Annotated in this window: 23 protein-coding genes; 13 read left to right on the top strand and 10 right to left on the bottom strand. The window is 54.6% G+C overall.

Annotated elements, in window-relative coordinates; genetic code table 11:
• The first annotated feature begins 79 nt into the window (after positions 1 to 79).
• The 5 genes from PUP29_RS07270 (at position 80) to PUP29_RS07290 (ending at position 3,919) form a co-directional block, all read left to right on the top strand.
• Positions 80 to 637: an ECF transporter S component gene (locus PUP29_RS07270; RefSeq protein ID WP_079546505.1), complete on the top strand. Its 558-nt coding sequence runs from the start codon at positions 80 to 82 to the stop codon at positions 635 to 637.
• Positions 630 to 1,067 carry a DUF1893 domain-containing protein gene (locus PUP29_RS07275; protein WP_079546504.1) on the top strand — a complete coding sequence of 146 codons (438 nt, stop codon included), beginning with the start codon at positions 630 to 632 and terminating at the stop codon, positions 1,065 to 1,067. The genes PUP29_RS07270 and PUP29_RS07275 overlap by 8 nt, the downstream gene beginning before the upstream one ends.
• Positions 1,064 to 2,209: an aldo/keto reductase gene (locus tag PUP29_RS07280; protein WP_353422852.1), complete on the top strand. Its 1,146-nt coding sequence runs from the start codon at positions 1,064 to 1,066 to the stop codon at positions 2,207 to 2,209. Before PUP29_RS07275 ends, PUP29_RS07280 begins: the two co-directional genes overlap by 4 nt.
• A 63-nt stretch (positions 2,210 to 2,272) precedes the next feature.
• Positions 2,273 to 3,388 (top strand): aldo/keto reductase, encoded by a 1,116-nt coding sequence (locus tag PUP29_RS07285; RefSeq protein WP_079546502.1) that lies wholly within the window; start codon positions 2,273 to 2,275, stop codon positions 3,386 to 3,388.
• Between the two features lie 147 nt (positions 3,389 to 3,535).
• Positions 3,536 to 3,919, top strand: a complete 384-nt coding sequence (locus PUP29_RS07290) for a Fur family transcriptional regulator (RefSeq protein ID WP_079546501.1) — start codon at positions 3,536 to 3,538, stop codon at positions 3,917 to 3,919.
• A gap of 532 nt (positions 3,920 to 4,451) precedes the next feature.
• Here PUP29_RS07290 and PUP29_RS07295 read toward each other — a convergent pair.
• The 6 genes from PUP29_RS07295 to PUP29_RS07320 form a co-directional block, all read right to left on the bottom strand.
• Complete coding sequence (locus PUP29_RS07295) at positions 4,452 to 4,586, bottom strand: hypothetical protein (RefSeq protein ID WP_353422853.1); 135 nt, start codon at positions 4,584 to 4,586, stop codon at positions 4,452 to 4,454.
• A 271-nt stretch (positions 4,587 to 4,857) separates the two neighbouring features.
• Positions 4,858 to 6,957 carry an RNA polymerase sigma factor gene (locus tag PUP29_RS07300; protein ID WP_079546499.1) on the bottom strand — a complete coding sequence of 700 codons (2,100 nt, stop codon included), beginning with the start codon at positions 6,955 to 6,957 and terminating at the stop codon, positions 4,858 to 4,860.
• 173 nt (positions 6,958 to 7,130) lie between these two features.
• On the bottom strand, positions 7,131 to 8,042 hold the full coding sequence (gene pfkB / locus PUP29_RS07305) for a 1-phosphofructokinase (RefSeq protein WP_079546498.1): 912 nt from the start codon (positions 8,040 to 8,042) through the stop codon (positions 7,131 to 7,133).
• Between the two features lie 18 nt (positions 8,043 to 8,060).
• Positions 8,061 to 8,891 carry a class B sortase gene (gene srtB / locus PUP29_RS07310; RefSeq protein ID WP_079546497.1) on the bottom strand — a complete coding sequence of 277 codons (831 nt, stop codon included), beginning with the start codon at positions 8,889 to 8,891 and terminating at the stop codon, positions 8,061 to 8,063.
• Between the two features lie 30 nt (positions 8,892 to 8,921).
• Positions 8,922 to 10,178: a diaminopimelate decarboxylase gene (locus PUP29_RS07315; protein WP_079546496.1), complete on the bottom strand. Its 1,257-nt coding sequence runs from the start codon at positions 10,176 to 10,178 to the stop codon at positions 8,922 to 8,924.
• A gap of 23 nt (positions 10,179 to 10,201) precedes the next feature.
• The gene (locus PUP29_RS07320; RefSeq protein WP_079546495.1) at positions 10,202 to 10,975 is read right to left on the bottom strand and encodes a metallophosphoesterase; all 774 of its coding nucleotides are present in this window, start codon (positions 10,973 to 10,975) and stop codon (positions 10,202 to 10,204) included.
• A 201-nt stretch (positions 10,976 to 11,176) separates the two neighbouring features.
• On the opposite strand from PUP29_RS07320, the gene PUP29_RS07325 reads away from it, so the two are divergent.
• Entirely contained in the window at positions 11,177 to 11,566 is a 390-nt protein-coding gene (locus tag PUP29_RS07325) for a hypothetical protein (RefSeq protein WP_079546494.1), read from the top strand.
• A 7-nt stretch (positions 11,567 to 11,573) separates the two neighbouring features.
• Here the strand turns inward: PUP29_RS07325 and PUP29_RS07330 are convergent, their stop codons facing one another.
• Genes PUP29_RS07330 through PUP29_RS07340 form a run of 3 tightly spaced genes read right to left on the bottom strand, consistent with a single transcriptional unit; the run spans position 11,574 to position 14,486 of the window.
• On the bottom strand, positions 11,574 to 11,918 hold the full coding sequence (locus PUP29_RS07330) for a TIGR04076 family protein (protein WP_079546493.1): 345 nt from the start codon (positions 11,916 to 11,918) through the stop codon (positions 11,574 to 11,576).
• 31 nt (positions 11,919 to 11,949) lie between these two features.
• Positions 11,950 to 12,747, bottom strand: a complete 798-nt coding sequence (locus PUP29_RS07335; protein WP_079546492.1) for a dihydropteroate synthase — start codon at positions 12,745 to 12,747, stop codon at positions 11,950 to 11,952.
• Positions 12,744 to 14,486: a bifunctional homocysteine S-methyltransferase/methylenetetrahydrofolate reductase gene (locus PUP29_RS07340; RefSeq protein WP_079546491.1), complete on the bottom strand. Its 1,743-nt coding sequence runs from the start codon at positions 14,484 to 14,486 to the stop codon at positions 12,744 to 12,746. The genes PUP29_RS07335 and PUP29_RS07340 overlap by 4 nt, the downstream gene beginning before the upstream one ends.
• 155 nt (positions 14,487 to 14,641) lie before the next feature.
• Here PUP29_RS07340 and PUP29_RS07345 point away from each other — a divergent pair, with 155 nt between their 5' ends.
• From PUP29_RS07345 to PUP29_RS07375, 7 genes are all read left to right on the top strand, one after another.
• A complete protein-coding gene (locus PUP29_RS07345; protein ID WP_079546490.1) occupies positions 14,642 to 16,546 on the top strand; it encodes a fructose-1,6-bisphosphatase in 1,905 nt (634 codons plus the stop codon).
• Between the two features lie 130 nt (positions 16,547 to 16,676).
• Entirely contained in the window at positions 16,677 to 17,468 is a 792-nt protein-coding gene (locus PUP29_RS07350) for a YdcF family protein (RefSeq protein WP_079546489.1), read from the top strand.
• A gap of 192 nt (positions 17,469 to 17,660) precedes the next feature.
• Positions 17,661 to 17,954 carry a FeoA family protein gene (locus PUP29_RS07355; RefSeq protein ID WP_079546488.1) on the top strand — a complete coding sequence of 98 codons (294 nt, stop codon included), beginning with the start codon at positions 17,661 to 17,663 and terminating at the stop codon, positions 17,952 to 17,954.
• Positions 17,951 to 19,948 (top strand): ferrous iron transport protein B, encoded by a 1,998-nt coding sequence (feoB, locus tag PUP29_RS07360; RefSeq protein WP_079546487.1) that lies wholly within the window; start codon positions 17,951 to 17,953, stop codon positions 19,946 to 19,948. The genes PUP29_RS07355 and feoB overlap by 4 nt, the downstream gene beginning before the upstream one ends.
• Before the next feature lie 6 nt (positions 19,949 to 19,954).
• Positions 19,955 to 20,119: a FeoB-associated Cys-rich membrane protein gene (locus PUP29_RS07365; protein ID WP_079546486.1), complete on the top strand. Its 165-nt coding sequence runs from the start codon at positions 19,955 to 19,957 to the stop codon at positions 20,117 to 20,119.
• 61 nt (positions 20,120 to 20,180) lie between these two features.
• Entirely contained in the window at positions 20,181 to 21,080 is a 900-nt protein-coding gene (locus PUP29_RS07370; protein WP_079546485.1) for a DUF5996 family protein, read from the top strand.
• 33 nt (positions 21,081 to 21,113) lie between these two features.
• Complete coding sequence (locus tag PUP29_RS07375) at positions 21,114 to 21,839, top strand: alpha/beta hydrolase (protein ID WP_353422857.1); 726 nt, start codon at positions 21,114 to 21,116, stop codon at positions 21,837 to 21,839.
• 235 nt (positions 21,840 to 22,074) lie between these two features.
• Here the strand turns inward: PUP29_RS07375 and PUP29_RS07380 are convergent, their stop codons facing one another.
• Positions 22,075 to 22,755, bottom strand: a complete 681-nt coding sequence (locus PUP29_RS07380; RefSeq protein ID WP_353422858.1) for a Crp/Fnr family transcriptional regulator — start codon at positions 22,753 to 22,755, stop codon at positions 22,075 to 22,077.
• Position 22,756: the final 1 nt, after the last annotated feature.

Raw genomic sequence — 22,756 nt, forward strand, 5'->3', positions numbered from 1 at the left:
TTTACAAAATATCCTATTGACTTAGAGTGTACTCCAAGTGATATCCTTATACTACAAAAACGGATAGGAGAATCAATTTATGTTACGTACGATCGCGCTTCAAAAAGAAACGTTGAAAACCAAATCGGCCGCCATCCTGACAGCCGTCGTGCTGGCGGTGGCGCTTCCGCAGCTCTTTCATATCGCAGGCGCTGTATCCGGAACAGGAACGGCTCTCGGTCAGGCGTTCCTGCCGATGCATCTGCCGATCCTGCTCATCGGCCTTTTAGCGGGCCCTTTTGTGGGGGCCACAGCGGGCGCGTTAAGCCCGCTCCTGAGCTTTGCTTTGACTGGTATGCCCGTTGCGGCAATAGTTCCTTTCATGATGATCGAGCTCGCGGGCTACGGTCTTTTCGCCGGCCTGCTCATGCAAACGAAGATGCCCGTTATTGCAAAGCTCCTGCTTGCCCAGCTCGCCGGACGCGCGCTGCGCGCTGCCGCCGTATTGATCGCTGTTTATGGCATGGGCAGCGAATCCATTGCCGTAAGCTCCATCTGGACAAGCATCGCCGCCGGTCTTCCGGGGCTTGCACTCCAGTGGTGCCTCATTCCGCTCGCCGTCTTTTGGCTGCAAAACCGTGAGAAGCGTCATGCGTGATATTGAACATGCAAAGAGTCTGCTGGCGTCAGAGAATTGTTCCTGTGTTCTGGTAAAAGGGAACAGTATTTCCATCAGCCGGAAAACAGGCATTCTTCCCTTAGTGGAATTTCTTTCCTCCGGAGCCGACCTGACCGGCTTTTCCGCAGCAGATAAGATCGTCGGCAGGGCCGCTGCATTTTTATTCGTACTGCTCGGTGTGCGTGAGATATATGCTTCTGTAATGAGCGGGGCCGCCCTGCCCGTATTGCAGCAAAGTGGGATCGCCTATTCCTATGGCATACTCACGCCGTCTATCGAAAACCGTGCAGGTACGGGTCCGTGCCCGATGGAAAAGGCCGTCGCAGGGATTTGTACGCCTCAGGAGGCCTTTGCCGCGGTCCGGCATACCTTGGAAGCGCTTCGCAAAAAGCAGGAGGAAAGCGTATGAAATACCGTGAGCTTGGCAATACCGGCCTTATGGTAAGTGAGATCGGCCTTGGCTGCGAAGGATTTTCCGGCCGGAACGAGGCTTTTGACCGCGAGATGTTCGCGTATGCTCTAGAGAACGGGATAAACTGCATGGATCTTTACAGTCCCGATCCCGACCTGCGCAGCCGTATCGGCTCTGTTCTGTACGGACGCCGGAATGATTTTATTTTGCAGGCTCATTTATGTACGGTCTGGAAAAACGGGCAGTATAAGGCGACGCGGGATATCCGCGAGGTGCGCGCCTCCTTTGACGATCTGCTTTTCCGCTTGAATACGGATCATATCGACGTCGGCATGATCCACTATGTGGATTCCGTCGATACTTGGCGCAGAATCAGGGACGGAGAGGTCATGCGCTATGCCGAAGAGCTGAAAGCGGCCGGAAAGATACGGGAGATCGGCCTTTCCAGCCATAACCCGGTCGCCGCTATGGAAGCGGTGAAAAGCGGCCTCATCCGTGTTTTGATGTTCAGCGTGAACCCCTGCTATGACCTGCAGCCGGGCAGCGAGGATGTGGAAGCCTTGTGGGCCGATGAAAGCTATGAAAAAGAATTGCTGAACATGGACCCTGACCGTCAGGCCCTTTATGAGACCTGTCAGCGTATGGGCGTCGGTATTACCGTCATGAAAGCCTTTGGCGGCGGCGATCTTTTAACTGCCGATTCCCCTGCCGGCGCGGCGCTTTCGGTGAACCAGTGCATCCATTACGCTTTGACGCGGCCTGCCGCGGCAACGGTGTTCACCGGCGCCCACTCTTTGGAAGAGCTTCAGGCAAGCCTCGCGTATGAGACTGCATCGGACGGCGAAAGGGATTATGCGGCGGCACTCGCCTCATTTCCGCGAATCAGCTGGCGCGGGCATTGCATGTATTGCGGCCATTGCGCGCCCTGTCCGCAGAGCATTGATGTGGCGGCTGTTACCAAATTCCTGAACCTTGTGCAGGCACAAAATACAGTTCCTGAAACGGTGCGCGAGCATTATGCCGCTCTTGCGCATCACGCCGGTGAATGTACCGAATGCGGCGCATGCGAAAAACGCTGCCCCTTCGACGTTCCTGTCCGCCGGAATATGCGGCGGGCAAAGCAGCTCTTTCGCGGATAGCTCGTATCGTTCCGAACAATGGACGGAAATTGCAGGCAACTCAGAAAGGAGTAAATAACTGTGATGAAAAAATTGGGCTTTGGCTTGATGCGGCTGCCGCTTACCGACCCGGACAGGCAGGAAAGCATCGATATCGATACGGTTTCCCGTATGGCGGACGTCTTTTTGGAACGCGGCTTCACCTATTTTGATACCGCCTATGTCTATCACGATAAAAAAAGCGAATATGCCGTACGCGAGGCGATCGTCCGGCGGCATCCGCGCGACAGCTTCATACTGGCTACCAAAATGCCCGTAGCCATATTGGAGCAAAAGACGGAGCAGACGCGTATCTTTGAAGAGCAGCTTGAAAAATGCGGTGTGGATTATTTTGATTATTACCTTTTGCACAATCTTGGAACGGAGCATTATGAGATCGCGCGGCGAATGGACAGCTTCGGTTTTCTCGCCCGCAAAAAGCGGGAGGGCTATATTCGGAAGGCCGGTTTTTCCTTCCACGACAGCGCCGAGCTTCTGGACCGTATTTTGTCCGAGCACCCGGAGGTCGATTTTGTGCAGCTGCAGATCAACTATCTCGACTGGGAGGACGTAAGCATCCAGTCCCGCCTGTGCTACGAAACAGCCGTGCGGCACGGGAAAAAAGTAATCGTTATGGAGCCCGTTAAAGGCGGAATGCTGGCAAATATCCCGGAAAAGGCCGAACGCCTTCTAAAGGAATGCCACCCGGACTGGTCCATCCCCTCTTGGGCGCTCCGCTTTGCGGCCAGTCTTGAAAATACGGCGGTCGTTTTGAGCGGGATGTCGTCCATGCCGCAGCTGCTCGACAACACCGGAGCTATGCGTGATTTTTCTCCGCTGTCCGGCGAAGAGACGGCTCTTCTGCGCAAAGCGGCGGATCTCATCAACGAGTCCATCGCAATTCCCTGTACTGCCTGTCAGTACTGTACGGCCGGCTGTCCGAAAAACATCCCGATCCCGAAATATTTCGCCCTGTTTAACGGGCAGAAGCAAAGTACAAACCCCAGAAGCTTTCTGCATACCGTCTATTACGATAATTATGCTCAAACGTTCGGGAAAGCTTCGGATTGTATCGGCTGTAGACGCTGCGAGCATGCCTGCCCGCAGCATCTGAAAATCGCGGACCTGATGAAAGAGGTTGCCGCAGCATTCGAAGCATGACCGAAGCGCCGGCCGGAAAACCATGGCCGGTGCTTTTTCATATTTCAAAAAAATTTTGCAAAAAGGATTGACTTTCCTCTATATTTCTATATAATAAATATTGATAATAATTATCATTATTTTATTTGCGGTGGAAAGGGGACTCCTATGGCATATTCAAAGCAAAGAGAACTGATCCTCACAGCAGTCCTTGAAAACAGAATCCATCCGACGGCAGACGCAGTTTACGCCCTTTTGAAGCCGAGTCATCCGGAACTGAGCCTCGCGACCGTTTACCGCAATTTAAATCATCTGGCGAAAAGCGGTCTGCTTGTACGGGTACCCGTTCCAAACGGAGCGGACCACTTTGACGGAACGCTGGAACCGCATTACCATATGATCTGTGAAAAATGCGGAACGATGGTGGATATCCCAAAGGAATATGTTCCCGCCTTTGACAATGAGGTTGAAGCAAAAACGGGCTGCCGTATCTCCGGGCATTCTATTCTGTTTTATGGAACGTGCAGGAATTGTAAGCAAGGCTCCTCCTAAACAGCCTATATGGCAATTTGATATACCGAAAAACAGGTGTTCCCGCAAATGATTGGGGGTCGGGAATACCTGTTTTTTATTTTATAAAACGCGGGAACTCCTGTCCGGCCGGAAAATCTGAAAAACAGGCACGGCTCCATAATCCGATGATATGCTCCGGGAAATTGTTTTCCTATACGGCTCAGCTATTTTACAAAGGCTTTACGTTTTTTTCGTTCCGCTTTTACAAAAGCCGTTTAAAATAACGATAGCAAATAAGTTTTTTCATTTCCTCTTTTTTATAGAAGCGAGGTCTCCTCCCACACGGGAGAAGACCTTGAGCTTTCTATAAACTCTTATTACAGATAATCAAGCATTTTTTCTGATTTGCGGGCAAGGAATGCGCGCCCATAGGCCATGCAGTCCTGCTTTTCAGAAGCTGTCTGACGAACAAAGGCGCACTGGTTTTCTTCCGCACCCTGTCATGAAAAGAAATTCACGAGGTTTGCAAGCGGCCTTACGATATCTGTAAGCAATCCCCGCCGCTGCGTCGCTAATGCTGTTCGAGCACATCCGCTGTCTGAGAAAGCGTACTTCCGGCTGCAGCTGCTCCGATGATCAGGATGACCGTGCATAGAGCGAGCAGGGCTGTACGCAGTTTGGCCGCGCGCAGCGTTTTTCTTCCCACCTCTATCTGCTATAATGCTTCGATCCGTTCCATTCTGCCTGTTTTTTCCATTTCTTCATTCATGCTCTTCTTCCTCCTTTGAAATTTCAAACCACAGCTTCCGATCCGCGGCATTCCATCTATACGATGCACGCCATATTTCCGCATATCGCGGCGTTTTCCGCCTGTTTATTGCCAACAAAAAACAGCGAACACACTATCCGCTGTTTTGACTTTTTGGTTTGCTGTTCGTCCGCCGCGGCAGGCTCTGCCCTTTCCGGGCGCGCCGGCTTCAGCCGATCACAGCGAGAGCCGAACGGTCGGAAAGCTCGAGCCATTCGACTGTCGGATTCGCATTACCGAATTCCTGATATCCGGCATCTCCCAGTGTGTATTCCTGTTCCGAATCTCCCCTTACGAGCGCCCCGTCCTGTATCGTGATCCGGTAGATATCGATCGCGCCGGTGCCGCGCGAGATATCCTGTGTAAACAATCCGTTTCCATCCTCTGCTATGCAAAGCCCCAGCGTCGTGACTTCCCCGCTTATCGGCTTCAGCACATAACCTGCCGCTTGTTTCTCACAGGTATACACACGAATATCGCTATAGATAAACGCCGTTTCCGCAAATTCCGTTCCTACGATCAATTCCTGTATTCCGTCTCCGTTCATGTCGTATACAAAATAATAGTCGCTCCCGCTTTCCGATTCGTCCAATGCACCCGCATAAAGCTCTCCTATTGCTGCGCCGCCCGCTTCGGGCGTTGCCTCCGCAGCAGGCGTTCCGGTCGGCTGCCCGGCCTCCTCGATTCTTACGATCTGATACACACCGTCCTCGTTTGGCATGAGCACCGCTTTTTTGAAAGATGTACTCTCGCCGTTCTCATAGCTGTTGTGCACATGAGTATAATAAATATCGAGCTCGCTGTCCGTATATTCCGTTTTTGTGATGTCGGCCGCCGCCGTATAGCTGAGTGTGGCAGGGAAAAACACGAGCGTGTCCCCACTGATACGGAACATTTCCGAGGGTTCATTTCCTTCCGCAAGGCGGTAACCGGTGAACATGGAAAACAGACGGTTGATATCCCCGATGGAATACTGCGATTCCCATTGCTCGTTGGTCCCATAGTTTTTTATGGCGCCATTCTCTGAATCGGAGCCTTGGCATAACGAATTGATGAGATCCGTATAGTCGGAAGACGTGAAGCCCCCCTCCGGGATCTCATCCGGCCCATAGGCAAGAACAAATTCCAGCTCCTCTTTGGTAAGCTGTCCGGCGAGCAGCTCCGGATATTCCGCTTCCGACAGTTCCCTTGCGGTAGGTTCCGGGGTAGCTTCCGGCGTTCTCTCCGGCGCCGCTTCTTCCGTTTCCTGTACTGCTATTTCTGTCTCGGCCGGCTGCGGTGCCATCGTTGACGCGCCGTAGATCACGCCGCCCGCAATACACGCGCAGGCAATGACCGCGACTGCCTTTCCTGCCGCCGTATGCAAAAATCCACTTTTTGCCGCAGTCTTTGCGGCTGTTTTTGCGCCGCCCTCCGCAGTATGCCGTATGCCGGAGGACGCCATGCTTTTCGGCGCCGCAGAATGGCGGAATATTTCCTTTGCGACCTCCCTGCCCGCTTCCGCAAACGCGCCGCTTTCGGACAGCCCTGCTTCCTGCGTCCGGAGCAGGAAGAGCAGCAGCGGCAGCGGCGCCACGCCATACAGCCTGTAGCCTTTCTTCTGCAGCTGCTCGGCCTTCGCTTTCAGGTTTTTCCTGCCGTAATTCAGGCGGGATTTTACCGTATTTTCCGAGCAGTCCAGTGTGGCGGCGATCTCCTTTATGGACGCCCCTTCTATATAGAACAGCAAAATACACATCCGCTGCTCCTCGGAGAGCGAACCGATGAGCTCGTGCACCAAATCCCGCACCTCTTGCTTCGTATAGGAAAGCTCCGGCTGGTTTTCAATCGTCTCATCTTCAATCCGGTATTCAAACCCTTCCGCATCTTCGTCTGTGCCCACGTCCGAAAACAGAAGCGGTTCGTTTCTTGCCAGTTTATTTTTTGCCGTATTGGCAACAATCCTCCCCAGCCATCCCGGAAACGCATCCGGCTCTTTCAGCTGATCCAGCTTGGAAAACGCTTTGATGTATGCGTCCTGAAGCACATCCTTTGCCGCTTCCCCGTTCTTCATATATTGGAGCGCTAAATAGTATTTGCTCCGGTAGGTCGCTTCGTATAGAAAATGAAATCCCTCTTCTTTTCCCTCTTTTGCAAGCGCGACCGCTTTTCGATAATCCATCTTCTTCACCTCTTCGATCTCTTTCTGACTAAATCGTAAATGCTCCGTTTTGCTTCCGTATCCTCCCGGAAGCCCTCCATATCCCGCCTGATCAGGCGGACCAGCCATTGGATGAAGCCTCCTTTTTTCAGCCCGCTCACCTCGCTTTCATACCTAAGACAAGCGGAGAACGAAAAAAGTTTTATCTATCCTGAAAAAATTTTTATAAAGTCAAAAAAGAAACGGTGGAGCTATCGTAAAGCCCCGCCGCTTTATTTACAGAAGCTGCCTGAGTACAAAGCTTATGATTCGGCCGTGATATCTCTGAGCGTTCCCAGAAGCGCATCCACCTCGCCCCGCGTTGCAAGCTCCTCTGAAAACGCGCTCGCGCTTCCCGCAGCAACGCCCATGCGGAACGCATGAGAAAGGCTTCCGCTTTCCTGATAGCCCGCGAGGAAGCCCGCGACCATAGAGTCGCCCGCTCCTGTAGAGCCGCGCACCGTTCCTTTCGGCGCGGCGCAGCGGTAAATTTTTCCGTCCTCTCCCGCCATGAGCGCACCCGCGCCCGCCATAGAGACGAGGACATTGCGCGCGCCCTCCTCCTGTAGCTTTCGGGCACAGGCCGCGATCTCTTCTGTTCTCTCAAGCGCCTTTCCAAACAATTCCCCCAGCTCATGATGATTGGGCTTGATGAGGAACGGGCGGTATTTCAGCACGGCGCGCAGGGCCTCTCCCGTCGTATCGACCACACACCTTGCCTTTCCCGCACACGCGAGCACCCGTTCGTACGTATCCCGCGGCAGTTCGGCGGGCAGGCTGCCTGCGAGCACCAGCGTGTCTTTCCCCGTCAGTCCGTCGAGCTTTTCCAAAAAGGGCTCTATGTTCTGCACCTGCGGTCCGGGCGCGTTGAGGTCGCTTTCCCTATCCGCAACGAGCTTCACGTTGATGCGCGAAAGCCCCTCCGGGAGACGGACAAAATCCGTCTTGCATCCATGCGCCCGCAGCAGGCGGTCGATCTCTTCTCCCGTAAATCCGGCGATAAAACCGAGCGCGACGCTTTCCACACCCAGATTATGCAGCACCCACGACACATTGACGCCCTTGCCGCCGCACAAAATTTTAGACGCGCGCACACGGTTGACCTCGCCCTCCCGCAGGCCGTCCATATACATGATGTAGTCGAGCGCCGGATTAAAGGTTACCGTATAAATCATCAGAAATTCTCCTGCTTTCTATTGCTCCAATTTTGCCTGCACGATATAGCGGCTCGTATCCTCTCCGCGCACACAGGTAGACAGCGTGATGATCCTGTCCTGCGGCGAAAGCTCCATATCGAAGGATGCAGCCGACCGGTTTTTCATCTTGGTCAAATAGTCCTGAAAGGCCTCGTCGTCCGCAAAGGAAATGGTATAAGCCTCGTCGCTGTCGCCGACGACGCCTGCCCCGAAAATGTCATATACATTTACCGTTCCGTCCGGAAGATATAAATAGATATTGCGGTTCTCACGGAAGAAGTTTTCATCCTCATATTGGTGCAGATCCGCAAACATGGAGCCGTCGTTCATACGGTGCCCGTAGATGAGCGTGTTGGGGTCCGAGAGGTCTGCGCTGCTGCGGTAATCGAGAAAGACCGCGCCCGCACGGTTTTCCTCCTTACTCGCGCCCCGTGTGAGGTAATAGTCGTTGTCTTCCCCCTGCACGACCGGATAATCGATCTTCGTATTTGGAATATAGAGCCAAGCTATGATATCCTCGTTGACCTCTGCAAGCGCGGCGAAATCGATCTTTCTGTCGCGCGGGTCCGCCGGGGCGGTCTCTTCGGCCGTTCCCTGCGCCACGATCTTCAGATGCTCATAGGTCTGTTCGTTTGCCATATCCTCGCTTTTGATGCCAATGATGTTGACGAGCGCAAAAACGAGCACCACGGCCGCCGCCGCAATAATGACCCATGACAGGACAGCGCCTTTTTTCCGCGGCGCGGCCTGTGCCGCTTGCGGCTTTTCTCCAGCCTCTGCGCGTTCCGCTCTGCCGTTTTCATTTCCTCCAAGCCGGTTCCGGTCCATTCCGTTTCTCCCTTTGTTTTTTGTTCCGCTTTAGCCGAACAGATGCAGAAAATCGAGCGTCGCAAAATAGTCCGCAGGCGTTTCCGCCCGGCGGATCAGCTCGAAGCTTCCGTCTTCTTTCAGCAGAATTTCTGCGCTTCTCAGCTTTCCATTATAGTTATAGCCCATCGAAAAACCGTGCGCCCCCGTATCGTGGAGCACAAGCAGGTCTCCGATATCTATTTTGGGAAGCATACGGTCGATGGCAAATTTGTCGTTGTTTTCGCACAGGCCTCCCGTCACGTCGTATTTATGGTCGCAGGGCGCATTTTCCTTTCCCATGACCGTGATATGATGGTAGGCCCCATACATGGCCGGGCGCATGAGGTTCGCCGCGCACGCATCCACACCGATATAATCCTTATAGGTATGCTTTTCGTGCACCGCGCGTGTCACGAGGCAGCCGTACGGCCCGAGCATGAAACGGCCGAGCTCTGTGAAGATCGCCACGTTTTCCATTCCCGCGGGAACGAGCACCTCCTCGAACGCTTTTCGCACGCCCTCTCCTACCTTGAGGATATCGACTGGCTCGCCCTCCGGCGTATAAGGAATACCCACGCCGCCCGAAAGATTGACAAAGCGGATATCCGCGCCCGTTTCGTCCCGCAGCCTGACCGCGAGCTGAAACAAAATGCGTGCAAGCTCCGGATAATATTCGTCTGTCTGCGTATTGCTTGCGAGGAACGCATGGATACCGAAGCGCTTTGCTCCGAGCTTCATCAGCTTCCGGTATGCCTCCTCCATTTGGTCGTAGGTCATGCCATACTTGGCGTCGCCCGGATTATCCATGATGCCGTTCGCGGTCTTGAACACGCCGCCGGGATTATAACGGCAGCAGATCGTTTCCGGTATGCCCGCGACTTCATTTAAAAAATCCACATGCGTCAGGTCGTCGAGATTGATGATGACGCCGAGCTGCTTGGCCAGCCTGAAATCCTCCGGCGGGGTATCGTTGGATGAAAACATGATGTCGTGCCCATGGAAGCCGCACGCGTCCGAAAGCATGAGCTCGGTATAGGATGAGCAGTCGACGCCGCAGCCTTCCTCTTTCAGAAGCTTCATGAGCACGGGATTGGGCGTCGCCTTGACCGCAAAATATTCGCGGAAGCCCTTATTCCATGAAAACGCCTTGTTCATCCGGCGCGCGTTTTCCCGTATCCCCTTTTCATCATACAGGTGGAAGGGCGTGGGGTATTTCGCCGCGATCTCCTCCAGTTTTTCCTTTGTGACAAACGGTTTCTTTTCCATACTGTATCCCTCTTCCTGAAAACTTATTGCATATCCTCCGGCTCCGGCTCTATATAGACCGCGACCAGCTCCGGCGGATTATTGATCCTGATTTTCGGATAGCCGCTCGCCCCGAGGCCGCGGCTGATGATCATCGTCGTCGCTCCGTCCGTAAACTCACCCTGCACATATTTCGGCAGGAAGCCCTGTCCGTTCATGGCGAATGTTCCGATCTTCGGAAAGCGTATCTGCCCGGCGTGGGTATGGCCGGTAAGCACGAGGTCGATGTTTTTGTGCAGATAGAGCGGATAATATTCCGGCCGGTGGGCGAGAAACAGATTGAAGCCCCTGCGCCTCTCCCGGAACACGCCCACTGCCTGCGAAACGTTCGTGTCCTCAAACGAAACGTCGTCCATGCCCGAAATATTGAGCCTGCTCTCTCCTACCGCTGCGCAGACCATATCTCCGCTGTGCAGGACGCGCACGCCCTCTTCCTCCATGATCGCTTCGACACGCCCGTCAAAATTGCGCTCATGGTTTCCCGTTACGAAATAGACGGGCGCGATCCGCCTTAAGCTATGCGCGAACCGCCGCGTATATCCTTCGTCTACCTCTTTTTGATTTTCATGCGCTACCATATCGCCCGTAACGGCGATAAGATCGGGCGCAAGCGCCTCTACCTTTTCGAATAGCTGAGCGTTCTCCGGCCCGAATTCCTTTTCATGGAGATCGGAAAGGTGGGCCACTACGATCCCGTTTTTTACTTTGTCGCTCAGGATCCCGTATGACGTGATCTCTACCGTATTGTTATTGAACATCCGCAGCTCCTTTATCTTTAGAGTTCAATTATAGTATAAAAAAAGCCCGGATTCAACAGAATGCCGCTGAATCGGGCCACCCACAGCGTTAATATTTTGTAAACTTCATTTGTCTCCGTTCGCGGGACGCTCCATGAAAAGCTTTTCTATCCTGCGCGGCAATGGTATAATGAGAAAAACGCAGGAAAGCAGGAGAATGCTATGTCTATCGTCTATTATCCGTCGGAGCAGAAAGCCGCCGACGCGATCAAAAATAAGGAGCCTCTCTTGGTCCTCATCTCATTTGACGGGAGCGAAACGATCATCAGCCCGGTCGACGACAGTGTCGAGCATCATATATTGCTTATGAACATTGGCAGGGACAGCCGGGATATCGATCAATATTTCCGCATCGTATTAGACGATTCCGGCGCGGATTGGACGTTCGCCTGCCCGCCCGACTACAAGGGGATCGCAGATCAGCAAAGACGCATCGCGGCATTTTATAAGGACGGCTTCAGCGTCATTGCCCATACGCTGGAATCCCTCGGCTTCCTCGTGGGCATCAATATCCCCAAGCGCTACCAGCGGCACATTGGCAATATGAGATGAGCACAGCTTATTCAACCGGCTCGTAACCGATCTCCGATTCCTCGTCCGTCGCCTCGATCTTGAAGATCACGGGCCGCAGGCCGTCGTTGCAGCTGCAAATGGCGACGCCCGGCTTCCTGATCCAGTCTCCGTAATAAAAAAGCCCGCCGCCCGCGCCGTGAGAGAGCGCGAACACATACTGATAGACCGCTTTCCACGCTTCGTCGCAAAAGCCCTCCGGCTTTGCGTAATCGGCATAAAACACCTGTCCTGTCCGCAGCATCGGGCAGGCCGTGAGCCCCTCCGCGCCGTATTCGCGCGCCAATTCCTCGTCAAGAGTCTTTTTGAGCACCGTGATCCTACACTTTTTCATTTTATTTCCCCCCCTGTTTTTGAAAAAACGCTCACCCGTTTTCCGTTTCCCGGAACGCTTCGAGATAGCCCGCGCAGTATTCGTCCTGCCCGAGCAGCATCTCCGCCGCGCGCAGGTGCAGCTTCATGGCCGGGCTCGTGATATCCATGATGGCGGCGTCCACGCCGCAGACAAGGGCGCAGGCAAGAAAAGCCTGATTGATCACGCTTCTTTTGGGAAGTCCGAAAGAAATGTTGGACAGCCCCGCAAGGAGATGCACGTCCGGAAATTCCTCACGCAGCAAGCGGGCGGCCTCAAGCGCCGCAGCGGGCGCATCCCACCCGGTCGCAGCGGCCTCTACCACGATATCGATATAGATATCCGCATCCGTACTGCCGTTTTCCCGCAGGATACCGATCAGCCTGCGGGCATTTTCCACACGCTGCTCCGCTGTTTTAGGGATCCCGCCCTCGCCCACCGGCATACCCACGACGCCTGTTTTGAATTCCTGCACGAGAGGGAGCACGCCGGCGAGCCGTTCTTCCTCGAGCGTGACCGAATTGATGACCGCGCCCGGAAGCTCCATGCTTTCAAACAGGCGCCGGAGCGCCCGCGGATCAGTGGAATCCGCCATGATGGCACAGCCCGGAGCAGCCTTCCGTACAAGCTCCGCCGCCCATACGAGCATTTCGCTCTCATTTTCGCACATGCCTGTATTGAGATCGAGATAGTGCGCCCCGGCGGCGGCCTGCCGCCCTGCAAGCTCCGTTACGAACGCTTCGTTTTTTTCATTCAGCCCCTTGAGGGTGGACGGGATAGAGCTGTTGAGCTTTTCTCCAATAATGATCATACTTTCAACTCCTTTATGATGCGGCACACGATATCCGCGCGCCGGAGCGGTGTGACGATATAGTAACCGTCTGCGATATCCTTTATCAGTTCTGCGGCGCCGAGCGTCGTTTCCACGGCAATATCTGCCGCCTGCTCCCGATCTGCATTCCGGAACCGCTCGCACACGTCTGCCGGGATCTCGATCCCGGCAAGCTCGTTATTGATAAAACAGGCGTTTTTATAACTCACCACCGGCATGACCCCCGCCCACAGGGCGGAAGAAAGCGTTTTCTTCGCCTGTGCAAGATTCTCCGCAGCCCGGCGGTCATAAATCGGCTGGGTAAGAAAGCAGGTAACGCCCGCCGCTTCTTTTTTCTGCGCTTTTTTCAGCTCCGCTTCAAAATTCTTGGCATTCACGTTCAGCGCCCCCATGATGCGGAACGGCCTTTCCGCAAACGTTGTGCGGTTGAGGTCGCGGATGAAGTCCGCATACAGCACGGAATTGAACTGGAACACGCTTTTGATCTCGCCCCGGCGGTTGTTTGGGATCGGGTCGCCCGTCACGACGAGCACGTTCCGTATGTCCTGCATAGATAATCCGAGCAGCAGGGCTTTCGACGCGTTGAGGTTCCTGTCGCGGCAGGTAAGGTGCGGAATGGCTTCTATTCCATACTGGTTTTTGAGCATAGCGGCAAGCATGCTGCTGTCCGCGCGCGCGCGGCCGATGGGGCAGTCCGCTATCGTGATATAATCCGCGCCTGCTGCGCGGAGCTCCTGTGCCGCATGCACAAAAAAGCTTCCGTCCGCGTCCAGCGGGGAATCGAGCTCTACTGCGACCGGCTTTCCGCAGAGCGCGGGCGCCGCCTCCTTTCTGCGCGCCATGCGCGGCGCTTCCGGCCCTTTTGGCTTGGCAGGGGCTTCGTTTGCGTTCAGCGCCTCTTTCGCCGCTCTGATGTGCTCCGGCGTAGTGCCGCAGCAGCCGCCGAGGATACGCGCCCCGGCAAGGAAGCTCCGTTTCAGCTGTTCCGCAAAATAATCCGGCGCGCTCTTGAACACGGTGCGTCCCGCCTCTATCGTCGGATAGCCCGCATTCGGCATAATAGAGACTGTTTTCCCATAAAATTCCGTCGTTTCCGCGATATGCGCCATGTGCATCGGCCCGCACGTACAGTTGAAGCCATACGCGTTGATCTCCTCCGCGTCTTTCATGGCGTCTATAATGCTCTGCGCAGAGATACCGCTCTGCGTATATCCATCCGGCGCGACCGTGCATTCCGCGATGACATACGCTTCCCGGCAATGCTTCCGGATATACCGCGCGGCGCGCACCAGCACGTCCGCTTCCGCAAAGGTTTCGAGCAGGAAGCCTGTGACCCCGTTTTCGAGAAAACGGTCTATGATCTTTTCACGCTCCGCATCGCACCGCTCCTGCTCATCATACAGAATAGGCCCCATGCTCGCAAAAATGAGCGTATCTTTTCCCGCCGCTTCCCGCGCGCAGGCGCAGCCTGCGTCCACCACACGCAGCACCGTTTCCATATCCGCGCCCAACGCGAGCGTGTTCGCGCCGAACGTATTCGTCTTGACCGCGTCCGCACCCGCCGCGATATAATCCCGGTGCGCCTGCACCACGCGTTCCGGATGCTTGAGGTTGTTTTCTTCACACCGTCCGACGCCGCCTGCATAGCGTTCCGCAAGATAGGTCCCCATCGCGCCGTCGAACAGGATATAATTTTTACTTTGAAGCAGGTCCATCATTTACTCCTTTTTGTGTTGAAGCCATTATATCATATTTTCACCGCAAGAATTTGATGAAATTTATTCCTATTCTATTATTTTTGAGGTAAAATAAAAAATGGATGTTTTATCTGCTGTCGCAAAAAGGAACGATCAACTCTAAAGGAAACTGAAAAATGCCAAAACAGAATTTGAGATATCTGGAGCTGCTGTCGCAGAAATACCCGACCGTACAGGCGGCGTGTACGGAGATCATCAACCTGAACGCCATCATGAGCCTGCCGAAGGGCACGGAGCATTTCGTAAGCGATATCCACGGAGAGGACGAGGCTTTCTGCCATATTTTGAACAATGCTTCCGGCGTGATCCGCGAAAAGGTGGACCTCTTATTCGAGAAAACGCTGACCGCACGGCAGCGCACCGAGCTGTGTACGCTCATCTACTATCCCGACCGCAAGCTGGAGGAGCTGCGCGGCGAGACGGACGACGAGTGGTACCGTATCACGCTTTACCGTATGATCGAGGTGTGCCGCCTGTGCGCTTCCAAATATACGCGCTCCAAAGTGAGGAAGGCGCTTCCAAAGGACTTTGAATATATCATCGACGAACTGCTGCACACTCCCTCGGACGATAAGGACAAGCGGGCCTATTACGAGCATATCATCTCCACGATCACAGACATCGGCCGTGCAGACGCATTTATCATCGCGCTTGCATCCGTCATCAAGCGGCTGGTCGTGGACCGTCTGCACGTAGTGGGCGACGTATTCGACCGCGGCCCGCATGCGGACGTGATCCTCGACAAGCTGACCGCCCACCATGCCGTGGATATCCAATGGGGAAACCACGATGTGCTGTGGATGGGCGCGGCGGCGGGAAGCGGCGCGTGCATCGCCTGCGTACTCAACATCAGCACCCGTTATTCCAACATTGATTTTGTGGAAACGGCATACGGCATCAACCTGCGTCCGCTCGCCCTGTTTGCGCAGGAGACCTATACGGACGATACGGACCTTCTTGACCACATGCACAAGGCCATCGCCATCATTCAGTTCAAGCTGGAGGGACAGATCATGATGCGGCGGCCGGAATTCGACATGAAAGACCGCCTCCTGCTTGACAAGATCGACTTTTCAGACAGGACCGTTATGGTAGACGGTGTAAAATATGCTCTCAACGACCACGACTTTCCCACCATCGACCCTGAGCATCCATACGACCTGACGCCCGGCGAGGCTGACGTCGTTGCGCAGCTCATCTATTCGTTCACGCAGAGCGAAAAGCTGCAGAGGCATGTGAAGTTTCTCTATTCGCAGGGCAGCATTTATTTGGTTTTCAACGGGAACCTCCTGTTTCACGGCTGTATTCCCATGACGGAGGACGGCGGCTTTTATGAATTCGACGCGGATGGGAAAAAGCTTTCCGGGCGGGCGCTGATGGACTATGCCGACTCACTTGCCCGGCAGGGGTATTATGCGAAAGAGGGCACGGATGAACGGAAATACGGGCAGGATTTTCTGTGGTATTTATGGTGCGGGCGGCGTTCCCCGCTGTTCGGGCGCTCCAAGATCGCCACGTTCGAGCGCATGTTTATCGACGATAAAGCCGCATGGCGGGAGGAAAAGGACCCATACTACCGTTTTATCGACGAGCCGGAGATGTGCGCGAAAATATTGGCTGAATTCGGGCTGACCGGGCAGTATTCGCACATCGTGAACGGGCATGTTCCGGTACGCGCGCGCGAGGGGGAGCTTCCCGTACGCGGCGGCGGGAAAGCGATCGTCATCGACGGCGGGTTCTGCCGGGCGTATCAGGAACAGACGGGGATCGCAGGCTATACGATGTTTTACAGTTCCTATGGCATCCGTCTCGTATCGCACGAGCCGTTTCCCGGCCTTTCGGACGCGGTGAAGAACAACAAGGACATCCTTTCCACGCATGTGGTGTTCGATACGGCCCAATCCCGTATCACGGTGGGAGAAACGGACATCGGGCGCGCCCTCCAGCGTGATATCGACGATCTGACTGCGCTCCTCGACGCATACCGCAGGGGCGTCGTGAAGGAAAAGCAGCAGAAGTGAGCGGCCCGGCATTATGAAGATTTCCTGAAGATACGCCGCGGACGGTTGACACCGCTTCCCTTTCCCCTGCATAATACTGATAGGCTGCGCGGCATTCGTTTCGTGCCGCCGAAAAAAACGGAGACGGCGTATGAAAAGAAAAAAAGGGCTGAAAATACTGCGCGCTGTATTGCTCGTGCTTGGTCTGCTGCTCGCGGCCTATTCCGGCGTATTGCTCGCGGTCAACAATTTTAATCTTGGCAACGTGCTGCCCGGGCTTCTTGGGCTTCCTCTTCTCATATATGGAATTTTCGCGCCCGTTTTGAACCGCTGGTTCTCGCATGGGCTCGGAAAAGCCGTCAAGTGGATATTTATCGCCGGTTACCTGTTTTTGATCGGTGTTTTTACTGTGTTCGGCATCATGATGGGAACAGCGGCGAACACTGCTCCGCCGCAGAATGCGGATGCTGTTCTCGTGCTTGGTGCGGCGCTGAAGGGAACGGAGCCGTCGGATACGCTTGCGCGCAGACTGGATACGGCGATCGCCTACGCGCAGGAAAATCCGGAGGCGGTCATCGTCGTAAGCGGCGGGCAGGGTCCGCAGGAGGACATTCCCGAGGCCCACGCCATGCGGGATTACCTCATCGGCCGCGGCATCAGCGAGGACCGCATTTTAGTGGAGGACCAGTCGCGCAGCACGCATGAAAACTTTGTCAATTCAAAGAGGCTGCTTGACGAACGGTTCGGCGAGGGAAGCTATACGACGGTATTCGTGACCAACGATTACCATATTCTGCGCGGATACCTGAACGCGGAGGAGGCCGGCATGACGGACGTTCACGGGCTTTCGTACCATACGCTGCCGTATACCGCGCCGCCCTCTTATATGCGCGAGTCGCTCGCGCTGCTCGCAACGTATGTGTTCGGGGCGGGCATTACGTAAGACCATACAGAAAAACAGTACCATTTCCTACGAAAATATTTTCCGGCAGGCTGTGTGCGATTGACAACACAGCCGTTTTCCATTACCATTAGAGTTAGGAGAATTTGAAAGGAGTTTTGGAAACCGTTTCCTAAACTCCTCTTTTACGGATTGGTATTAGCAAAAGCTAATACAGGGAGGTCGGTCCAAAAAATGCATACGCTTGACACTTTGAAGCCCGGCGAATCCGGCGTGATCGGTACGGTGGGCGGGCAGGGTGCGCTTCGCCGCCGCCTGCTTGAAATGGGGCTCACGCCCGGAACCAGCGTGATGGTACAGAAAATGGCGCCGTCCGGCGACCCGATCGAGATCCATATCCGCGGGTATCAGCTTACTTTAAGAAAAGAGGACGCGGCGGAAATCGAGATACTGTCCGGCGATGCGGCAGAGCAGGCCGCCCGGCGGCGATCCCGTCACCGCTTCCGCAAAGGAGGCGGACAGGCATGAGTATTCTGATCGCGCTCGCAGGGAACCAAAACTGCGGCAAGACAACGCTGTTCAATCAACTGACGGGTGCAAATCAGCACGTCGGCAATTTTCCCGGTGTGACCGTGGAGCACAAGGAAGGAAAGATTCGAGGAGAAAAGGATATGTCCGTCGTGGACCTGCCCGGCATCTATTCCCTTTCGCCCTATACGCCGGAGGAGATCGTTTCGCGCGATTTCATCATTCAGCAGAACCCCGACGCCATTTTAAATATCGTAGACGCGACCAACCTGCAGCGCAACCTGTATTTGACGCTGCAGCTCATCGAGCTTGGCAAACCGATGGTGATCGCCCTCAACATGATGGATGAGGTGCGTTCCAGCGGTATTTCTATTGATATCAAAAAACTGAGCGAAGAGATCGGCGTTCCCGTCGTTCCTATTTCTGCTGCCAAAAACCAAGGCGTGGAAGAGCTTGTTGAGGAGCTGCGGCGCGTGGTGCGTGCACGGCAGCTGCCTGCGCGCACAGATTTTTGTGAGGGAGAGGTACACAAGGCCCTGCATGCGGCGAAGCATCTGATCGAAGACCATGCGGCGGCGGCAGGCTATCCCGCGCGGTTCGCTGCTTCCAAGCTGATCGAGGGCGACGAGCCTCTCGAGGCGGTTCTTGAACTCGACGAATCGGATAAGGATATCCTGCAGCACATCATCGACCAGATGGAGGAGGGAACGGGCACAGACCGCGAGGCTGCGCTGGCCGATATGCGTTATCAGTTCATCGAACAGCTATACGACGCATGTGTAAGTCAAAAAAGCATGACGCGGGAAATGCAGCGTTCTGTGAAAGCGGACCGTATCCTGACCCATAAGATTTGGGCGATCCCGATCTTCATCGGCATCATGGCGCTTATTTTCTATTTAACATTCGGGCCGCTTGGCGGTTCTCTTTCGGGGGCGTTCGAGGACGCGATCTCGTTCGCGACGGACGCGGCAAGCAATGCGCTCTCGGATGCGGGCGTATCGCTTTGGATGCACTCTTTTCTGATCGACGGCGTGTTTACAGGCGTTGGAACGGTGCTGTCTTTCCTGCCCGTCATCGTGATCCTGTTCTTTTTTCTTTCCATTTTGGAGGATTCCGGTTATATGGCGCGTGTGGCGTTCGTGATGGACAGCTCTCTCCGCAAGATCGGCCTTTCCGGGCGGTCGTTCGTTCCCATGCTGATTGGGTTCGGATGCAGCGTGCCTGCGATCATGTCTGCGCGGACGCTGGCAAGCGAACGTGACAGGAAGCTGACCATCCTCATCACGCCGTTTATGTCGTGCGGGGCGAAGGTTCCCATCTATGCTCTGTTTACGGCGGCCTTTTTCGCGCAGAATCAGGCTTTGGTCATGATCTCCCTGTATTTGCTGGGGATCGTGATCGCTGTTTTGACCGGACTTCTCTTTAAAAAGACGCTTTTCAAGGGCAATCCCGTTCCGTTTGTGCTGGAGCTGCCCGCCTACCGCCTGCCCTCCCTCAAAAGCGTACTGCTCCATATGTGGGAAAAGGCGAAGGATTTTCTGGTACGGGCATTTACGATCATCTTCCTTGCGAGCATCGTCATTTGGTTCCTGCAGTCGTTTGACTTCCAGTTCAATTTTGTTACGGACAACAGTCAGAGCATCCTTGCCGGTATCGGCAAAGCCATTGCTCCTGTGTTCGCGCCGCTCGGCTTCGGAAGCTGGCAGGCCTCCACCGCCCTCATTACCGGTTTGACCGCTAAAGAAACGGTTATCAGTACTCTGTCGGTACTGACCGGAGGCGAACAGATGTTAGGGACGCTCTTCACGCCGCTCACCGCATATTCTTTTCTCGCATTCGTGCTGCTCTATATGCCGTGCGTGGCTGCGGTCGCCACGACAAAGCGCGAGATCGGCGGAAAAAACGCGTTGCTCACGATCCTCTATCAAACCCTTGCTGCATGGGTGGTCGCGTTCATCATTTTCCAAGTCGGCTCGCTTATTTTAGGCGGATGAGGAAATATGGCTGATATTATTTTGATCATTGCAGTCATGGCTGCAGTCTTTGCGGCCGTCGCATATATCGTACGGAAGCGGAAAAAGGGCGAATGCGTCGGCTGCAGCGCGTGCAGCAGAAGTGAAAACGGCTGTGCAGGCTGCCCGCAGGCAGAGGAAAAAAAGCGCTGACGCGCGGTATATCATGATAGGCCTCCGGTATCGTTATCATTCTTTAAGGAGGCTTTTTATTATGATAAAAAAAATCGATTACAACGAGTGGGCAGAAACAGCGTATACCCTGCACATGATCACGCAGATGATGGGTAAGGTCAAGCTTGCGCGCATGCCCGCGCAGCCCGAATGGGGGCACGTCGTGCTGTATTTTACCGCACAGGGGCTGACGACCGGGCTGATCCCGAACGGGGAAAACAGCTTTTCCGTTTCTCTGAATCTTGACACATCGACCGCATTTGCACAGACAGTCTCCGGCGAGACAGCAGGGCTTTCGCTGCGCGGCAACACATCTGTCAGCGAGTATTACAATGATTTCCAAAAGATGCTCCATACGCTGGCATGCGATACGCCGATCAATGCGCTGCCGCAGGAAATGAGCACAAGGATCCCGTTTTATGACGACCGCACCAAACGGGATTACGACGGCTGTGCGGCACGGGATTTTTTCCGCATGTACGTATATGCGCGCAATGCGCTTCTCAGATTCACATCGCCGTTTCGCGGAAAAAAGCTGCTTCCCGCATTTTTCTGGGGTACGTTCGACGTTTCGGCGATACTTTTTTCCGGCAAGCCCAGCCCTTATCCGGGCGGCGGAGTGATCGGAACGAACGGATTTGACGAACAGTTTATTGAATTTGGTTTTTGGGCCGGAGACGAGAACCTTGCGGCTCCGTCATTCTTTATCATGCCTTACCCATTCATCAAGGACGATATGGCGGCAGCGCCGGATAGGGCTGTTTGGAGTCCGCAGAAAATGGAATATTTTCTTTCGCTTGAGGACGCGCTTTCCTACCCGGAGCCCGACGCCGCGATCGACACGTTTTTCCGCAGCGCGTTCAACAGGGTGACGAAGCATGAAAATTGGCAATGCGTCGACTGGTTCACCAGACCGCTCGGGGTTCCGGCGGTACGTTGAGCGCCCGTCTGACAAAAACGGAGGTGTCGTTTGATGAAAAAGAAAAAAAGAAAGCTTCTGATCGCCGTGTGTGCAGCGGCGGCCGTATGTGCTGTCCTGCTGGTCTATTTGCTGACCGGCAGCCATCCGCCCAACGAGGAGGCGCTTGGCGCGCTCATGTCCACCGAAACCGTAACAGTTGAGGATATGGGCGACAGGATCGTTTTTTCGCCGTCGGAGCAGCTGGCCGGCCGCGGATTCATCTTTTATCCGGGCGGCAAGGTGGACGCTGAGGCCTACGCCTATTTCGCGCATGCGCTTGCGGATGAGGGAATTTTTTCCGTGATCGTAAGAATGCCGTTTGACCTCGCGGTCTTCGGCAGCGGCGGAGCGTCAAAGGTGCTTGACGCTTATCCGGAGATAGAAAGCTGGACGATCGGCGGGCATTCGCTCGGCGGTGTGATGGCGGCGGATTACGCCGCAAAGGACGAGCGTATTTCGGGGGTCGTGTTCCTTGCGGCTTATCCCAATTCCGACCTTTCGCGGAGCGGCCTTAGGGCCCTTTCCCTCACTGCCTCAAACGACGGCGTGCTGAACCGGGAAAAATATGATGCGGCGCTTCCCTCCTTTCCCGCAGACACCATTTTTTCTGAAATAGAGGGTGGCAATCACGCGGGCTTCGGCAGCTATGGCGCGCAGGAGGGCGACGGTGAGGCCACGCTCTCTCCCGCCGCGCAGCAGGAGGCCGCCGCGCAGAGAATTGCCGAGTGGATAAACTGAATTTATCATAAAACGGCTGCGCAGGCAGCCGTTTTATTTTGCTTTTTCATCATAATTGTTTCTCTTTTTCATCATCGCAATTAATGAAATCATACCTTTATGTGCTCTGTCATCACAGGTATTATCGGGACGAAAATGCATCAACCGGAGATTTCGATTATCCGCTCAGCATTTTTCTGCTGAAAAGGGCAGTGGGCCGCTGCAGATGCAATAACAGGCAAGCAGCTGCTTTCAATCACTTTTCCTCTTTTTCAGGCACGAGCAGCTTAAAGCTGTTTTTCCAGTAGTCGATGATTCCCTTCCGCTTCATGCGCGATAGCTCGCGCGACATAGCGCTGCGGTCCACCCCGAGATAATCTGCGAGCTCGGCGCGGCTGAAGGCGATTGAAAATGGGTTCCTGCCCTGCCGTCCATATTCCCAAAGCAGATAGGCCATGAGCTTTTCTTTTGTAGTGTGCCGGCCCATAAATTCTATTTTGCGGTTAAGCTCAATATTTTTCCGCGCCAGCATACGCGTAAGGCGGCGGATCAGCCTGCTGTGGAACCCGCAGGCGCTGCTGCATACGGTCAGGAGCTTTTCTGCGCGCAAAAAGAGCACCGTACTGTCCACTCCCGCGCGGACGGCGACCGGACTTTTTTCTATTCCCGCACACGCAAATGCCTCTCCGAACACGCCGCCCGGCGGGACCGCGGCTATGATGCTGCGCGCGCCGTCCCAATCCTCGCGTATCACCTGCGCCTGCCCTGCAAGGACGATGCCGAAGCTGCGCGCGTCTGCGCCAACGTTCCAGATCATATCGTTTTTGGGGTACTGCCTGACCGTATATCCAAGACAGGCAAGCATAGAGCGCAGCTCCTCCGCTCCCGCGTCCTTAAACAGTTCATTTTTCCGCAGGACTTCATAATATCGTTCCATT

This window comes from Christensenella massiliensis, assembly GCF_040409835.1.
Lineage (GTDB): Bacteria > Bacillota > Clostridia > Christensenellales > Christensenellaceae > Christensenella > Christensenella massiliensis.

Bases quoted from the DNA above. Each gene is read 5' to 3' on its own strand.
- PUP29_RS07355 (WP_079546488.1), top strand. From the start codon at position 17,661: ATGCATACGCTTGACACTTTGAAGCCCGGCGAATCCGGCGTGATCGGT.
- PUP29_RS07345 (WP_079546490.1), top strand. From the start codon at position 14,642: ATGCCAAAACAGAATTTGAGATATCTGGAGCTGCTGTCGCAGAAATAC.
- srtB (WP_079546497.1), bottom strand. From the start codon at position 8,891: ATGGACCGGAACCGGCTTGGAGGAAATGAAAACGGCAGAGCGGAACGC.
- PUP29_RS07290 (WP_079546501.1), top strand. From the start codon at position 3,536: ATGGCATATTCAAAGCAAAGAGAACTGATCCTCACAGCAGTCCTTGAA.
- PUP29_RS07300 (WP_079546499.1), bottom strand. From the start codon at position 6,957: ATGGCTGGTCCGCCTGATCAGGCGGGATATGGAGGGCTTCCGGGAGGA.
- PUP29_RS07325 (WP_079546494.1), top strand. From the start codon at position 11,177: ATGTCTATCGTCTATTATCCGTCGGAGCAGAAAGCCGCCGACGCGATC.
- pfkB (WP_079546498.1), bottom strand. From the start codon at position 8,042: ATGATTTATACGGTAACCTTTAATCCGGCGCTCGACTACATCATGTAT.
- PUP29_RS07335 (WP_079546492.1), bottom strand. From the start codon at position 12,747: ATGATCATTATTGGAGAAAAGCTCAACAGCTCTATCCCGTCCACCCTC.
- PUP29_RS07285 (WP_079546502.1), top strand. From the start codon at position 2,273: ATGAAAAAATTGGGCTTTGGCTTGATGCGGCTGCCGCTTACCGACCCG.
- PUP29_RS07330 (WP_079546493.1), bottom strand. From the start codon at position 11,918: ATGAAAAAGTGTAGGATCACGGTGCTCAAAAAGACTCTTGACGAGGAA.
- PUP29_RS07350 (WP_079546489.1), top strand. From the start codon at position 16,677: ATGAAAAGAAAAAAAGGGCTGAAAATACTGCGCGCTGTATTGCTCGTG.
- PUP29_RS07275 (WP_079546504.1), top strand. From the start codon at position 630: ATGCGTGATATTGAACATGCAAAGAGTCTGCTGGCGTCAGAGAATTGT.
- PUP29_RS07315 (WP_079546496.1), bottom strand. From the start codon at position 10,178: ATGGAAAAGAAACCGTTTGTCACAAAGGAAAAACTGGAGGAGATCGCG.
- PUP29_RS07365 (WP_079546486.1), top strand. From the start codon at position 19,955: ATGGCTGATATTATTTTGATCATTGCAGTCATGGCTGCAGTCTTTGCG.
- PUP29_RS07270 (WP_079546505.1), top strand. From the start codon at position 80: ATGTTACGTACGATCGCGCTTCAAAAAGAAACGTTGAAAACCAAATCG.
- PUP29_RS07280 (WP_353422852.1), top strand. From the start codon at position 1,064: ATGAAATACCGTGAGCTTGGCAATACCGGCCTTATGGTAAGTGAGATC.
- PUP29_RS07370 (WP_079546485.1), top strand. From the start codon at position 20,181: ATGATAAAAAAAATCGATTACAACGAGTGGGCAGAAACAGCGTATACC.
- PUP29_RS07320 (WP_079546495.1), bottom strand. From the start codon at position 10,975: ATGTTCAATAACAATACGGTAGAGATCACGTCATACGGGATCCTGAGC.
- PUP29_RS07380 (WP_353422858.1), bottom strand. From the start codon at position 22,755: ATGGAACGATATTATGAAGTCCTGCGGAAAAATGAACTGTTTAAGGAC.
- PUP29_RS07340 (WP_079546491.1), bottom strand. From the start codon at position 14,486: ATGATGGACCTGCTTCAAAGTAAAAATTATATCCTGTTCGACGGCGCG.
- PUP29_RS07375 (WP_353422857.1), top strand. From the start codon at position 21,114: ATGAAAAAGAAAAAAAGAAAGCTTCTGATCGCCGTGTGTGCAGCGGCG.
- feoB (WP_079546487.1), top strand. From the start codon at position 17,951: ATGAGTATTCTGATCGCGCTCGCAGGGAACCAAAACTGCGGCAAGACA.